Source organism: uncultured Streptococcus sp., from assembly GCF_963521255.1.
GTDB lineage: Bacteria > Bacillota > Bacilli > Lactobacillales > Streptococcaceae > Streptococcus.
On sequence record NZ_CAUQTU010000003.1, the window covers coordinates 88,721 to 102,942 of the forward strand.

Sequence of the window (14,222 nt, forward strand, 5' to 3'; positions counted from 1 at the left end):
GTTTACGAGTAAATTCAAGTTCGATCTGATAAAAACAACTAAATTACTCTACAGATTTCAAGGCTTCAAGCATATCAACCTTTCTCAGATGGCGATTAACAAGGAAACCAAGCAAGGTTAAAATGGTGCTTACTGCTACCACTGGGATTACATAGACTTCCCAACCTACCTGCGGATAAAAGAGAATAGTCGCAGGCGAAATCATTTGAATCAAAAATTGATGTAAATAGAAACCAGCTACTAGACCAAGGACGATTCCCACAAGGGACAGCACAATCGTCTCACGGTAAATGTAGAGGGTGACTTCATTATTATGAAAACCGAGAACCTTGATAGTGGATAGTTCACGGATTCTCTCAGATACGTTGATATTGGTCAGATTGTAAAGGATAACAATAGCTAATAGAACCGATACGATAACTAAGATAGTCATGGTCTGATTGAGTGAGCTAGCGACAGAGTCAAAGAGCCGAATGGCTGAAGCATTCTGGACAACGCTGGACACCGCAGCTTGATTCATAAGTAAACCTGCCTGCCTTTCAATACTAGTAGCACTAGAATCCTTTAGCGAGACCAGATAAGTATTGGCTTGGGCTAGTTGTCCGTAAATTTGCTCATAGCTAGCCTGACTCATATAAATAAAGTGACCAACGTAATTCTCAGCAATAGCAGCAACCTTTAGTTCCTTACCTTCAATTTCTAGAGTCTGCCCAACCTTGACACCTGCCAGCTGGGCAAGTTTAGCTGTAATAACGACGCCATCTTTTAATGTCAGTTCCTGCTGATGATGTTGAAGATGGATAAAGGGTGTCAAATCTTCCTTATCTGTCATCATAAGAGTAATAGTTTGAAGACCAGTCTTACCTTTGAAATCCTTGTCTAGCGTCTTAGAATAAATTTTCTGGTAGGCTTGGATATCCTTCCCTTTCAATACTTCTTCTAGCTCTGCCTTGTCCTGATTGGTAGCACTAGGATTTTCAGAGACAATCATCTGATACTGTTGGATTTGTTGAAACTGTCTAGACGGAACTCCTGCTACAGAGGATTGGATTCCCAAACCTGCAAAAAGCAGGGCTACAGAACCAGCCACACCAAAGATCGTCATCAACATCCGCTGCTTATAACGGAAGATATTGCGAGCTGTTACCTTATGGGTAAAACTGAGACGGCGCCAGATAAAACCGATGCGCTCCAGTAAGATTTTAGCCCCTTTAACAGGAGGTTTAGGCAGTAAAAGCTGGGCTGCTTCATCATGAAGTTCCCTCCTAGCCACCAGATAGGCTGGTAACACACTGGCCAACCAACTCAAGATAAGAGCCAGTAAGCTATAGGTCCAATAGAACTGAATCTGGGTTTCTCCCACCACCATACCTTTTGTAATGACGCTTGAAATCACACTGGCTAGTAAATAATGGCCAAGTATACTACCTAGAGCTGTTCCGACAGTCCCAGCTACTAGACCGTAGAGGAGAAATTTGGCGATAATATCCTTACTACGATAGCCCAAGGCCTTAAAAATCCCAGCATGTGTTCGCTCTTCATCCACAAAGCGAGTCATGGTCGTAAAGGTCACCATGGCTGCTACGGCATAAAGCACCACAGGAAAGATATTGCCCACTGCTCGAATACTGGATGAAGCATTGCTATACATGAGATAGCCCTGACCACCTGGTATGGTCTGACGATTATAGACCTGATACCTTGGCTCAGCCAAATCATCCAAAACTTGCTGATGTTTTTCTAGTTTTTCCTTTTCTTGGGCTAGATTTTGTTCAGCCTGCTTTAGTTTGTCCTCTTCCTTGCCCAATTCCTGCTTGGCTTGGGTAAATTGAGCACGGGCCTGGTCTCTTTGAGCTTGAGGAAGCAAGGCTAGTTGACTTTCTTGAGCCTGTATACGAGCTTGAGCAGTAGCTAAACGACTCTTGCCTTCCTGCAAATTAGTCTCAGACTTGTCAAGGGTCTCTTGGCCTTTGTCTAGAGACTCTTGGCCTTCTTTTTTCAAGATTTGCAGACGTGCCTTGCCATTATCTGACAAAGCTTGTTCAAGGTCTTCCTGATGTTGCTTGGATTTTTCTTCATAATCTGATGAAAAGGCATTTAAACCTGCTAAATCTTGATATTTCAAACGAGCTATATTGTAGACTTTCTGATTAAACTGACTAGATAAAATCACCCCGTAAGCGGTCAGAGTCCCACTTCCACTTCCTGCGTAGCCCATATCTCGCTGGGAGAGGATTTCAGCTGAATCCACAAAACCAGTAATAGTATAGGTATGGTCTTTTAAAGAGGAATGACCCTCTTCTTTTTCTTCAAAGATAATCTCCTGTCCCATGCTGTATTGGCCTTGCAAATGACTGACCAAAGCGATTTCCTTGTCTGACTGAGGAAGTCGTCCCTCTCTTAGCTGAAAGATTGAAATTCGATCTGGTTTGGAGTACAGCCGAATGGCATCCTGCCCATTATCCATAGTCACATCTGTCAAATAGCCAAACTCAACCTCTGCGCCCTCTATCTGTTCTAGTTCTTCTTGATCTGCTTGAGCCAAACCATAATTAGACATAACTGCCAAATCCAAGGTTTGAGCAGTTGTTAAATAAGCATTAGCTGTCGCCTCCATGTTGGGGCTAGTCACTTTGAGGCCTACTAAGGCTAGAGACCCTAACATCATCAAGGTTAGGATAGATAAAAAACGCCCCTTGGAGCCTGTGAAAGACTGAATCAAGTCCTTCCAATAGGTTTTTCGCTTGATCATGCTAGTACTCCAATGTATCAATATCTTGAGGATGCTGGTTCATCACCACATCCTTGACACTGGCATCGTGCATATGAATCACGCGATCAGCAATGGGCGCCAAAGCTCCATTGTGAGTCACGATAATTACCGTCGCTCTCTTTTGACGAGACATATCTTGGAGAATTTTCAAAACCTGCTTGCCCGTCTGATAATCCAAGGCTCCAGTCGGTTCATCACAAAGGAGGATTTTAGGATTTTTGGCTATCGCGCGTGCAATGGAGACTCGCTGTTGCTCCCCTCCAGAAAGCTGGGCTGGGAAATTATTGAGACGATGAGTCAGACCTACATCTGTCAAGACCTGCCCAGGATCCAAGGCATCCGTCACGATTTCAGAAGCCAGTTCCACATTTTCCTTAGCAGTTAGATTGGACACTAGATTGTAAAACTGAAAAACAAACCCCACATCATTACGGCGGTAATTGGTGCGCTGGTAGGAACTATAGTCTGCAATATTGGCACCATCAATCCAAATCTCCCCCTCATCATTGATATCCATGCCTCCAAGAAGGTTAAGAACTGTTGACTTGCCTGCACCTGATGCACCTAGAATAATAACCAATTCACCCTTTTCAATCTCAAAATTCACATCGCGATTGGCCACAACCTCCGTGTCCCCAACCTGATAACGCTTGTAACAGTGTTTCATCTCAATATAAGCCATCATCAACCTCACTTTCTTTAACTACTTCTTAATATCATTATAACGCTTTTTCGAAGAGTTGGATACTAGAATAAAAAGAAAAACCTAGGTATTCCTAGGCTTTCTTTTTACAAATTATTTTCCAAGGTAGTATTCAGAAACTACGTTCAATTTTTCGTCGAATTCGAATACTAATGGTGGGAAGTTAGGGATTTCCACGTCCATGATTTCGTCATCTGACAAACCTTTGATGTGTTTTACAAGGGCACGGATTGAGTTACCGTGAGCTCCTACGAATACGTTTTTACCATCTTTAAGAGCTGGAGCGATTTTATCTTCCCAGAATGGAAGGGCACGTTCCAAAGTCACTTTCAAGTTTTCAGCATCTGGAATAACTGAATCATCAAGTGAAGCGTAACGACGATCAGTGTGAGCTGAATGCTCATCATCACGATCCATGTTTGGAGGCAATACATCGTATGAACGACGCCAGATGTGAACTTGCTCATCACCAAATTGTTCAGCAGCTTCAGCTTTGTTTTTACCAGTCAAACCACCGTAGTGACGTTCGTTCAAACGCCATGATTTTTCAACTGGAACCCACAATTGGTCAGAAGCTTCAAGAGCTAAGTTAGTTGTTTTGATCGCACGTTTCAATACTGAAGTGTAAGCTTGGTCAAATTCGATACCAGCTTCTTTGATCAATTTACCAGCGTCAATCGCTTGTTGTGTACCTTTTTCAGACAAATCAACATCAGCCCAACCAGTGAAAAGGTTAGCTTTGTTCCATTCAGACTCACCGTGGCGAGCAAAAACCAATTTTACCATTAGATGGATTCTCCTTTAAATTTTCCGAGGTTTCCCCTCGTTTATCTATTCTATTTTACACAATTTTTCACAAAAAAGCTAGTCAAAATCAACTAAAAAGAGAGAACTAAGCTAGCTCTCTCAAGTTTTTATCCCATTATATAACTAAACAAAAACTATAAAAGATTACTTGTTTTTTAAAGCATCAATCATACGATCCGCATTTTGATCTGCATTTTGCATCATACGGTCTGTATGTTTTCTCGTATTAGTATCATCATAACGATTTAGAATTAATGCTTCAATTGTTTCTTTACAATTTTCAAGATTAGCTTTTTCAAATACTACTGCACTAATAACGTGTGATCCACCAGAAGTAAGATTTAAAACAAGAAGAGTTTGAAAAGCACTTAAAACTGTCAATACTCCATAAGCAGCCAAAATCAAACCTCCTACAAATGAATTCCCCATCATAGAAAATCCAATAATTGTAAAGATGACACCCCAAGCAAATGATTTGAAATCAAGACTAAATGAATCGTCTACACTTGCAACTTGTTCCACTGGAATTGTCTTATTCTGAGAACCTAGAGGAATAACTTTTAAAATAGTATTAGGATTTGAAGTTTTAATAAAAACTCCCTCCAAAGCTACAGAAGCTTTCATGTAGAAAGTCAAGTAAGATGTAATAAAGGTTTGTTTCATAATAAAATCTCCTTTTTATTTTTTTTCAAATAAAATTGTATCATATTTGCTAAAAAAAAAAGTATTTTCTGATATTATAAAATAAAAATTTGTATAATATGAAATAAAATATAATACTTTTCAGAAATCAAAAGCAATTACACAAATTTATTATTGTAAAAATATGACACAATTTACCAATCTTATCCGCAATATCAAATTCGTATTTTATCTTACTGCTGTTAGCTTGCTAACTTTCTCTTTGATTCTTGTTGAGTATAAAAAGTCACACCTCGCCAATTTTCAAAATAAATAAAAACGCATCATATCAGGTGTTAAAAAACGTGATACAATGCGTTTTATAGTCTATAAGATTAGTTGTCTTTTCTTCTCAAATTGAGTTTTCCCTAGACTTTTCAACCTTATTTCTCTTCAAATCCTTCTACGACTGCTTCCGCAAAGTTTTCTTCTACGATGCTTGCACAGTGATCACAGATGACTGCGTGGTAGCTGCGTTCTGCTGTTGTTGGGTCGATACGACGGCAACGGTCACATACTTGGCCTGCAGCGCGTTCAACTGTAAAGGCTACATCTTCGAAGCTAACGGCAGCTTCTGGAGCTGGTCCTTCTGCGATGGTCAAGTCTGACACGATTAAAAGTTGAGCTACATTGCTGTTTACTGCTTCGAGTAGAGCTTTCACCACTTCATTTGGATAAACTGTCAAGTGGGCTTCAAGTGATTTACCGATTACTTTTGCATTACGAGCTTCTTCCAAGGCTTTTTGAGCTTGTCCACGGAAGTCCATAAAGGCTGCCCATGTATCCAAGATTTCTTCTTGATTAGCAAAAGTTTCCGCTTCTGGTAATTCTGACAATTGAACGAAGTCTTCAGCTTCAAATTCAAGATATGACCAGATTTCTTCCGCAGTGTGAGGAAGGATTGGTGTCAAGAGTTTGGTGATTTTCACAAGAATGTCATAGAAAACAGTCTGCATTTGACGGCGTTCCAGTGATTTGGCACCTTCGATGTAAACAACGTCTTTAGCAAAATCAAGGTAGAATGCTGACAAATCAACGTTGATAAAGTTCACCAAGGCCTTGTAGATTGTCAAGAATTCAAAGTTTGCGTAAGCATCACGAATGGTCTTGACAAGCTGGTTAAAGCGAATCGTCATGTACTTATCAACTGAACGAAGTTCATCGTAAGTGACTACATCTTGAGTTGGGTTAAAGTCAGATGTATTGGCAATCAAGAAACGAAGAGTGTTACGAATCTTACGGTAAGTTTCAGAGACTTGACTCAAGATATCCATAGAGATACGTACGTCATTGCTTGAGTCAACACTTGTTACCCAGAGACGCAAGATTTCAGCACCGAATTGTTTTTCAACATCGCTTGGAGCAATGGTATTTCCAAGAGATTTAGACATCTTCTCACCTTTACCGTCAAGGGCAAAACCTTGTGACAAGATTTGTTTGTAAGGTGCTACGCCATGGTTAGCAACAGATGTGATGAGTGAAGAGTTGAACCAACCACGGTATTGGTCAGAACCTTCTAGGTAAAGGTCTGCTGGGTAAGTCAACTCAGGACGGTTTACCACAACTCCATTCCATGATGAACCTGAGTCAAACCAAACGTCCATGATATCTGTTTCTTTCTTGAACTCCCCATTTGGAGAACCTGGATGAGTAAATCCTTCTGGCAAGAGGTCCTTAGCATCACGTTCCCACCAAATGCTTGAACCATGTTCCTCAAAGAGTTGAGCTACATGCTCAATCGTTTCAGCAGTCATGATTGCTGTGCCGTCTTCTGCGTAGAAGATTGGAAGAGGAACACCCCAAGCACGTTGACGAGAAATAACCCAGTCGCCACGGTCACGAATCATATTGTAAAGACGGACTTTACCCCATTCTGAGTGGAATTTCACTTTTTCAATTTCGTCCAAGATTTCTTGGCGGAATTTAGAAACTGAGGCAAACCATTGTGGTACTGCACGCCAGATAATTGGTTTCTTAGTACGCCAGTCAAATGGGTATGAGTGAGAGATTTCTTCTTGGGCAAGAAGGAGACTGCCGAGTTTTTCGATAACAGTTGGAACTACCTTTTCATAGAATTGACCTTCAAACTCAGGGCCAGCATTCTTCATCATGATACCACGTTCGTCAACAGTCACTGCGACTTCAAGACCATTAGCAATACCAACATTGTAGTCGTCCTCACCAAAACCAGGGGCTGTATGGACAATACCTGTACCAGAGTCAGTCGTAACGTGGTCACCAAGAATAACCAATTCATCTACAGCTGTATCCCATGGGTGTTCTGTTACGATGTGGTTGAGTTCTTGACCACGGTAAGTTGCCAAGACCTGAACATCAGCCCAGCCAAATTTTTCAGACAAGCTAGTCAACAATTCTGCAGCAACGACAAACTTACGAGCTTCACCAGCAGGTTGAACCAAAACGTAATCAATATCTGCACCAACAGTCAAACCACGAGAAGCTGTGATAGTAAATGGAGTAGTTGTCCAAACTACGATATAAGTATCTGTATCTAGAACACCTTTGCCATCTTTTACCTTATTGGCATAGTAAAGGGAAGTTGAAACCAAGTCATGGTATTCAATCTCTGCTTCAGCAAGAGCTGACTCAGATGACCAAGACCAGTAAACTGGTTTTGCACCACGGTAGATATAACCTTTATTAGCCATCTCACCGAAGACACGGATTTGGGCTGCTTCATAATCAGGAGTCAAAGTCACATATGGATTTTCCCAGTCACCAGAAACACCCAAACGTTTAAAGTCTTCACGTTGTTTATCTACTTGAGAAAGAGCATATTCACGGCAAAGTTTCAAGTACTCAACCAAATCCATTTCTTTACGCTTGACACCTTGTTTTGCCAAAACTTGCTCGATTGGCAGACCATGAGTGTCCCAACCAGGGATAAATGGTGCGTAAAAACCTGACATGGATTTTGAACGAACAATGATATCTTTTGAAATCTTGTTCATAGCATGTCCAACGTGGATATTTCCGTTCGCGTATGGAGGACCATCATGCAAGGTGAAATGAGGTTTTCCTTGGTTCAATTCTTGACGACGTTGATAAAGTTTTGCATCTTCCCATTCCTTTTGCCAAACTGGCTCTTTGGTAGGGAGGCCTGCACGCATTGGGAAAGCTGTTTTCCCAAGATTAAGGGTATCTTTGAGTTTCATGGTATCTCCTTTATAAATAATAACAAATTAAAAACCACGACTGCCAAAAAGGACGAAAATCGTGGTACCACCTTTATTCGGAAAAAGATTTAGTCTTTCTCCCTCTTACCCCGTAACGTGGGGAACGTCAAATCTTACTCCATTCAGACTTGAGTTTTTGAGAGGATAATCTTATCAATAGGGATTACAGGACTCACACCATCTCCTGCTCGCTGGAAATATAAGGATAAAATATTGTTCTCAGATTATTTCTTATAAAATTGTAACAGATTCTTGCGGTGCAGCAAAACCTGGTTCCGAGTTTATAGCTTCAGTAGCTGGTGTTGGGCCTGAGTAATGGCTTGGAGCTACTTCTGGCTCTTCATACATCGGACCAACTGGATGAGCTGGACTTTCTTCAACAATCGGAGCTGGAGCTGGTGAAACCACTTGTTCCTGCTCAGCTCTTGCTTCGGCTTCTGCAAGTTCCTTATTAGCCGCTTCGATACGCGCTTGCAACTCAGCCATTTCCTCGGGAGAAAACTGACGAGTAATATCAATTGGTTCTTCCTCTGGATGTTGTTGCAAGACAGAGTCACCTAAGACTTCGCTGACCACTTCTTTGAAGGCCTCATCACTTGTTTGAAGATAAGTCGCTGTTGGGCGAAGAATATCTTCCCAATCTGAAGATTCAACAATTGCTAACTGGCTCTCAATGGTAGATTTAAGACGTTGATGGAAGACACGACTCTTGTTCTTCAATTCTTCTGTTTCAACTGCAACCTTCTTAGCATTGTCAGTTGCTTGACGAAGAATTTCATTTGCCTTGTACTTAGCTTCTTCCAACAAACGTTGGGCATCTTGCTCTGCTTGATGGATAATATTGTTTGAACGTTCAGCTGCAGCTTGTTTTACTCGTTCAGCTGTATCTTGTGCAATCAATACAGACTGGCTTAATGAATCTTTCATCTCATCAAAGTAAGACAAACGATCTTCTAAACTCTTAATATGTAAATCCTTATCATGATTAGAGCGGACTAAATCTTCATAATCACGGACTACAATATCTAAAAATTCATCTACTTCTTCTTGATCAAACCCTCTAAAACGTGTGTTAAAGGTTTTATCTTTGATTTCTAACGATGTAATTGGCATATTTTTCCTCACTTACTTAATAACAATTGGACCGTTAATTTCTTTTTATCTTTTTTTGTTTGCCCATTATCTCTAATGAGTTTCAATCGACCAAATTTCCTTACACTAACCAAATCACCAACTTGAACTATATAATCTGATTTTTCAACTAAATGGTAATTAACTTGGACTGCCTGTTTTTCAATTAACTGACTTGCCTGATTTCTAGACAGTTTGAAGACACCTGCTAGAAAAACATCTAATCTAGAACTAGCGATACAAATATCTAATTCTTGATAATCTTCGACTGTAGCAATTTTCTCAGCAAAATCCCGCTCTTCTAGACGAACTGGTAAACGAGCAATTTTCGTAATGCCGTCTTGAAAAAGGAGCATAAATTGTCGATTAATGATAATCTGTGCCCTCTCTTCATTGACCAAGATATCACCAAATAGCTTTCTATCAATTCCCAGCTGATTTAAAACAGTCCCTAATATTTTTGCATGTGTTAATCGTTCAAACTTATTAGGATAAACTATTTCTTGCAAGGAGAGTTCAAAATCAGTGAATTTGGGTTCAAAATAATCAGGATACAGGAGTATCCGTACATATTCAGTTTCAAGAAACTGCCGACTGCTCATGTAGGAGATGCCGTTCGTTGATGCTAGAACCTTTAAAATCTTTTCTTGATGAGGATTTACAAAGGGGCTTAAAAAAGGAGAATAAGAATCTTCTACCTTTTTTATCCATTCTACTCCCTTATCAATAAAAGACGAATCATTCTTAGAAAAGTGTTGATAAATCATCTTGTTCATAGAAAAATCACTAAAAGTTGAATCAATTGGTTCCCTATAAAATGTACTAATAATACCGCAATCCAGACAGACAAGTCAAGACCTGCAATCTGAAGGGGTAAGCGTTGTAAAGGAGCCATTATCGGTTTCACTAAGCTAATAATCAAGCGACCTAGACGCGATTCATAGGCATTTGGGAACCAAGACATCAGAGCAAAAACAATTAAAATCAGTGAATAGATATCCACTGCATTTTGAATAAAACGAATGAGAAAGAGCATTATTTCACTCTCGTACGCTTCATATCAAAACCAAATTCAGCATTTTGTGATTCATCTGGTATTTTGATATCTTCAATATTGACGACAACATCAACTGGTGTCAGCAGGTACATAGTAGATGCTACCTTCTTCATGTTACCAGCTAAAACATGACGGGCCCCATCCAGATAGTCCAAACAACGACGTGCTTGAACTTCTGTCATATATTGAAAATCAATCAAAATACTTTCGTTACCAGCTAATAAATCAACAATATCTGTGGCATCTTCGTATTTGCGTGGATAACGAACATCAATTGTCACCTTATCAGTAGAACGTTGACTTTGCATAGCCAACTCTTGTTGACGGGCATGAAGACGAGTAATGTTTTTATCTTTAGACGGTATAACCGTAGTTTGTTGAGGTAACTCCTGAACAGAAGGGACTGGAGTCACAATCGGCTCTTCAGCTTTAGACTGATAAGTAGTACCAACATCTTCTCCATCTTCTGTAAAATAATCTATAAATCTATCAAATCTATCTTTTAAAGACATCTTTCTTTCCTACTTAAAAAATGCTGTACCAATTCTGACAAATGTTGAGCCAAATTCAATCGCTTCCTTGTAGTCACGACTCATACCCATACTCAAGTCCATCATTGGCATATTGGGAATTTGTTTTTCTCTAATTTCTAGTTGCAAATCCTGTGTAGCTTTAAAAATTTCTTTCAACTCATCACTACTAGCTTCAAAAGGAGCCATAGTCATCAAGCCTACATATTCAATTTTATCTAAGGTTGCTAATTCTGGCAAGAGCTCCAGTAGTTCTTCCTTTGAAAAACCATGTTTGCTCTCTTCCCTTGAGATATTCACTTGTAAGAAACACTTAATAACTCGGTCACTTCTCTTTTGAATTTCCTCTGCTAGCTTTAATGAATCCAAAGCGTGGAAATAATCAACATACTGAATAACATCTTTGACCTTGCGTCTTTGCAAGGTTCCAATCAAATGCCAGGTAATATTTCTATCTTTTAAAGCTTCATATTTCTCAAGGAACTTATCTACACGATTTTCACCAATATGATACACACCTAGCGGAAGCAAAGCCTCCGCTGTCGGTACGTCTACATATTTTGTAACGGCAAGAACTGAAACAGAATTATCTTCTCTTCCCGCCTGCTGACTTGCACCTTTTATTTGTTGAAAAACACGTTCTGTATTTTCTTTCAAATTCATTTACTTAACGATTTTTGAAAAATGGAGGAGTTTCTAATTCATCCTCTTCTAAAGATGGTGCTTCGAAACGTTCAACTGGTGATACAACTGAATCAGTTGGACGAACAATCGTCTCACGTCGCAAATCCCAATCACCAAATGCTGATGTTTTAGAAGTTTCTGTACGGCGAGGTGCTGGACTTGGAATTTCTGCAGTTTCAGCCATGTCATAGTGACGGTCATAGTTACGTACATGACTTGGACTCGCTTGTTCATGACGAACAACTTGTTTTGGTGCATGTCCAACAACTTTTTCAACACGATCTTGACGAACACCTGTTGCAACAACTGTTACGCGAATTTCATCACGCATGCTTTCATCAATAGATGTTCCGAGCCAGATGTTCACTCCTTGACCAGCCGCTTGGTTGACGATTTCTGAAGCTTCTTCAGCCTCAATCAAGGTTAAATCAAGTCCACCAGTAACGTTGACGATAACATCCTCAGCACCATCAATCGTTGTTTCAAGAAGTGGTGAGTAGATTGCTTTACGAGCTGCTTCTACCACACGTTCTTCTCCACTACCAATACCAATACCCATTAGGGCGTTCCCTTTATTTGCCATAACTGTTTTCACATCGGCAAAGTCAAGGTTAATCAAACCAGGGTTTGTAATCAAGTCAGTAATTCCTTGAACACCTTGGCGAAGTACATTATCTGCTTCGCTAAGTGCTTCAAGAAGCGGAGTTTTCTTATCAACAATTTCAAGCAAGTTGTTGTTTGAAATAATCAATAGAGTATCTACATGTTCGCGAAGTTGATTGATTCCTTCAACAGCAAATTGTCCACGTTTGCTTCCTTCAAAACCAAACGGACGTGTCACAACACCAACAGTAAGAGCACCTAGGTCTTTAGCAATACGTGCAATAACAGGAGCTGCTCCAGTACCTGATCCACCACCCATACCAGCAGTAATGAAGACCATATCCGCTCCACTAATAGCAGCTGTCAATGTTTCTTCGCTCTCTTCAGCAGCTTTTCGACCAACTTCAGGTTGACCTCCAGCACCCAAACCACGTGTCAATTTAGGACCCAACTGAATTACAGTCTCAGCTTTTGTACTACTCAAAGCTTGTACATCTGTGTTTGCTGCGATAAATTCTACGCCCGTAACACCTTCGTCAACCATGCGGTTAATAGCGTTACCGCCACCTCCACCAACACCGATTACTTTAATAACTGCACCTTGAGCAGCCGCTGTATCAAATGAAAATGTCATAGTTTATTTTTCCTCTTTTATTCATCAAACATACTTCCAATTAAACCACGGAAGCGATCTGCGATTTTTGGTTTATTTTGAGAAGATACTTTATCTTCTTTCGGAGCAACTACGTTCGTAGAAGCTGATTGCTCTACCTCAGTATTTTGAACTGGTTGAATAGGGGTAGGTTGTGCTACTTGAGTAACGCGTTGAATCATCCCACCAAAATTAATTGGTTGGTGACGCAAAGCATCCTCACCCTTGACTGCTCGTTGTGCTAATAAATGCACCTCAGTCAATTGACCAGCAAATTCAGACAAGCTAATCACATGAGCGAAGGCAGGGTTACGGATTCCAACTTGATTTGGAACGTAAAGTTTGACACCAACGCCAAAGACTTCCTGTGCAAGTTCTACAATACCTGGTAAAATAGCATTTCCACCAATCAGAACAATTCCACCTGGAAGATCCAACAAATGTCTTCTTTCCAACTCTTGTTTGATTTGTTCAAAAATGTGTTTAATGCGAGCTGAAATAATCTCTGCTAGGTAGCTTTCTGTAACTTCTACAGGCTCTACTTCACCAATCACTTCAACTTGGAAGGTTTCATTACTGGCAAGTGATGGGTAGGCTTCCCCATAGTTCAATTTCAATCCTTCAGCTAATTTCTGTGAAGTCTTCAAGACTTTAGAGATATCTTTTGTGACATAATCTCCACCTTCTTGAAGAATATTTGTAAACTGGAGTTCTTGGTTACGGATTGTAGCAACAGTTGTTTGACCTGCTCCCATATCAATCACAGTAGCTCCAAATTCACGCTCTCCTTCGTTCAAGACTGAACGAACCAAAGCCAATGGTGAAATAATAATATTTTCAACTTGAACACCTGAGCGCTCAACTGTTTTGCGTAAATTGTGAAGAATAGTACGTGGACCTGTGTAAAGCAAACCACGCATTTCAAGGCGAACACCCATCATGCCACGCGGGTCACGAATACCTTGGAAACCATCTACGATAAATTCTTCAGGAATAAAAGTAATGACTTCACGATCTGGTGTCATGCTCTTTGTCAAGGCTGATTTGACAACATTTTCAACATCTTGATCTGTAATTTCTTTTGTATCAGACGTAACGGGAATCATTCCTTGAGTTGGTTCTACTTGCAAAAGATTTCCAGGCAAACCAACATTCACTGATTTAATTGAAATGCCAGCCTTCTCTTCTGCTTGGGAAATAGCTGACTTGATAGCACTTGCTGCCGCTTCAATATCAACGATAATCCCATCCTTTACACCTTTGCTCTTGGCATTACTTACACCAATTACGTTTAGTTCACCATTTCTAAGCTCGGCAACCAATACCTTAATGGAATTGGTTCCGATATCTAAGCCTGTAAAAAAACCATCTCTAGCCATTACATCGCATCCTCTCTCTTCCAAG

Annotated in this window: 12 protein-coding genes; all 12 read right to left on the minus strand. The window is 40.2% G+C overall.

Translation table 11 applies throughout. The annotated features are described in order from the left end of the window. Positions 1-43: 43 nt before the first annotated feature. Positions 44-2,752, minus strand: coding sequence for an FtsX-like permease family protein (locus RWP09_RS03445; RefSeq protein ID WP_314434105.1), 2,709 nt, complete (start codon positions 2,750-2,752; stop codon positions 44-46). Position 2,753: 1 nt separating this feature from the next. After that, positions 2,754-3,455 (minus strand): ABC transporter ATP-binding protein, encoded by a 702-nt coding sequence (locus tag RWP09_RS03450; protein WP_314434287.1) that lies wholly within the window; start codon positions 3,453-3,455, stop codon positions 2,754-2,756. Positions 3,456-3,569: 114 nt separating this feature from the next. Next, positions 3,570-4,262: a phosphoglycerate mutase gene (locus tag RWP09_RS03455; RefSeq protein WP_000240129.1), complete on the minus strand. Its 693-nt coding sequence runs from the start codon at positions 4,260-4,262 to the stop codon at positions 3,570-3,572. A gap of 165 nt (positions 4,263-4,427) precedes the next feature. Beyond that, a complete protein-coding gene (locus RWP09_RS03460; protein ID WP_084891286.1) occupies positions 4,428-4,946 on the minus strand; it encodes a hypothetical protein in 519 nt (172 codons plus the stop codon). A 401-nt stretch (positions 4,947-5,347) separates the two neighbouring features. Then, positions 5,348-8,140: an isoleucine--tRNA ligase gene (gene ileS, locus RWP09_RS03465; RefSeq protein WP_314434109.1), complete on the minus strand. Its 2,793-nt coding sequence runs from the start codon at positions 8,138-8,140 to the stop codon at positions 5,348-5,350. A gap of 252 nt (positions 8,141-8,392) precedes the next feature. Then, the gene (locus RWP09_RS03470; RefSeq protein WP_314434111.1) at positions 8,393-9,274 is read right to left on the minus strand and encodes a DivIVA domain-containing protein; all 882 of its coding nucleotides are present in this window, start codon (positions 9,272-9,274) and stop codon (positions 8,393-8,395) included. An 8-nt stretch (positions 9,275-9,282) separates the two neighbouring features. Next, entirely contained in the window at positions 9,283-10,068 is a 786-nt protein-coding gene (locus RWP09_RS03475) for an RNA-binding protein (RefSeq protein WP_314434114.1), read from the minus strand. Further along, the gene (locus tag RWP09_RS03480) at positions 10,065-10,328 is read right to left on the minus strand and encodes a YggT family protein (protein WP_314434115.1); all 264 of its coding nucleotides are present in this window, start codon (positions 10,326-10,328) and stop codon (positions 10,065-10,067) included. The genes RWP09_RS03475 and RWP09_RS03480 overlap by 4 nt, the downstream gene beginning before the upstream one ends. Further along, the gene (locus tag RWP09_RS03485; RefSeq protein WP_314434118.1) at positions 10,328-10,861 is read right to left on the minus strand and encodes a cell division protein SepF; all 534 of its coding nucleotides are present in this window, start codon (positions 10,859-10,861) and stop codon (positions 10,328-10,330) included. The genes RWP09_RS03480 and RWP09_RS03485 overlap by 1 nt, the downstream gene beginning before the upstream one ends. 9 nt (positions 10,862-10,870) lie before the next feature. Next, the gene (locus tag RWP09_RS03490) at positions 10,871-11,542 is read right to left on the minus strand and encodes a YggS family pyridoxal phosphate-dependent enzyme (RefSeq protein ID WP_314434120.1); all 672 of its coding nucleotides are present in this window, start codon (positions 11,540-11,542) and stop codon (positions 10,871-10,873) included. Between the two features lie 4 nt (positions 11,543-11,546). After that, the gene (ftsZ, locus tag RWP09_RS03495; RefSeq protein WP_314434121.1) at positions 11,547-12,800 is read right to left on the minus strand and encodes a cell division protein FtsZ; all 1,254 of its coding nucleotides are present in this window, start codon (positions 12,798-12,800) and stop codon (positions 11,547-11,549) included. A 17-nt stretch (positions 12,801-12,817) separates the two neighbouring features. Continuing rightward, positions 12,818-14,197 carry a cell division protein FtsA gene (ftsA, locus tag RWP09_RS03500; RefSeq protein ID WP_314434123.1) on the minus strand — a complete coding sequence of 460 codons (1,380 nt, stop codon included), beginning with the start codon at positions 14,195-14,197 and terminating at the stop codon, positions 12,818-12,820. Between the last annotated feature and the right edge of the window lie 25 nt (positions 14,198-14,222).

Coding starts and splice junctions, on each gene's coding strand:
- RWP09_RS03470 (WP_314434111.1), bottom strand. CDS start 9,274: ATGCCAATTACATCGTTAGAAATCAAAGATAAAACCTTTAACACACGT.
- RWP09_RS03455 (WP_000240129.1), bottom strand. CDS start 4,262: ATGGTAAAATTGGTTTTTGCTCGCCACGGTGAGTCTGAATGGAACAAA.
- ileS (WP_314434109.1), bottom strand. CDS start 8,140: ATGAAACTCAAAGATACCCTTAATCTTGGGAAAACAGCTTTCCCAATG.
- ftsZ (WP_314434121.1), bottom strand. CDS start 12,800: ATGACATTTTCATTTGATACAGCGGCTGCTCAAGGTGCAGTTATTAAA.
- RWP09_RS03480 (WP_314434115.1), bottom strand. CDS start 10,328: ATGCTCTTTCTCATTCGTTTTATTCAAAATGCAGTGGATATCTATTCA.
- RWP09_RS03490 (WP_314434120.1), bottom strand. CDS start 11,542: ATGAATTTGAAAGAAAATACAGAACGTGTTTTTCAACAAATAAAAGGT.
- RWP09_RS03460 (WP_084891286.1), bottom strand. CDS start 4,946: ATGAAACAAACCTTTATTACATCTTACTTGACTTTCTACATGAAAGCT.
- RWP09_RS03450 (WP_314434287.1), bottom strand. CDS start 3,455: ATGGCTTATATTGAGATGAAACACTGTTACAAGCGTTATCAGGTTGGG.
- RWP09_RS03485 (WP_314434118.1), bottom strand. CDS start 10,861: ATGTCTTTAAAAGATAGATTTGATAGATTTATAGATTATTTTACAGAA.
- ftsA (WP_314434123.1), bottom strand. CDS start 14,197: ATGGCTAGAGATGGTTTTTTTACAGGCTTAGATATCGGAACCAATTCC.
- RWP09_RS03445 (WP_314434105.1), bottom strand. CDS start 2,752: ATGATCAAGCGAAAAACCTATTGGAAGGACTTGATTCAGTCTTTCACA.
- RWP09_RS03475 (WP_314434114.1), bottom strand. CDS start 10,068: ATGAACAAGATGATTTATCAACACTTTTCTAAGAATGATTCGTCTTTT.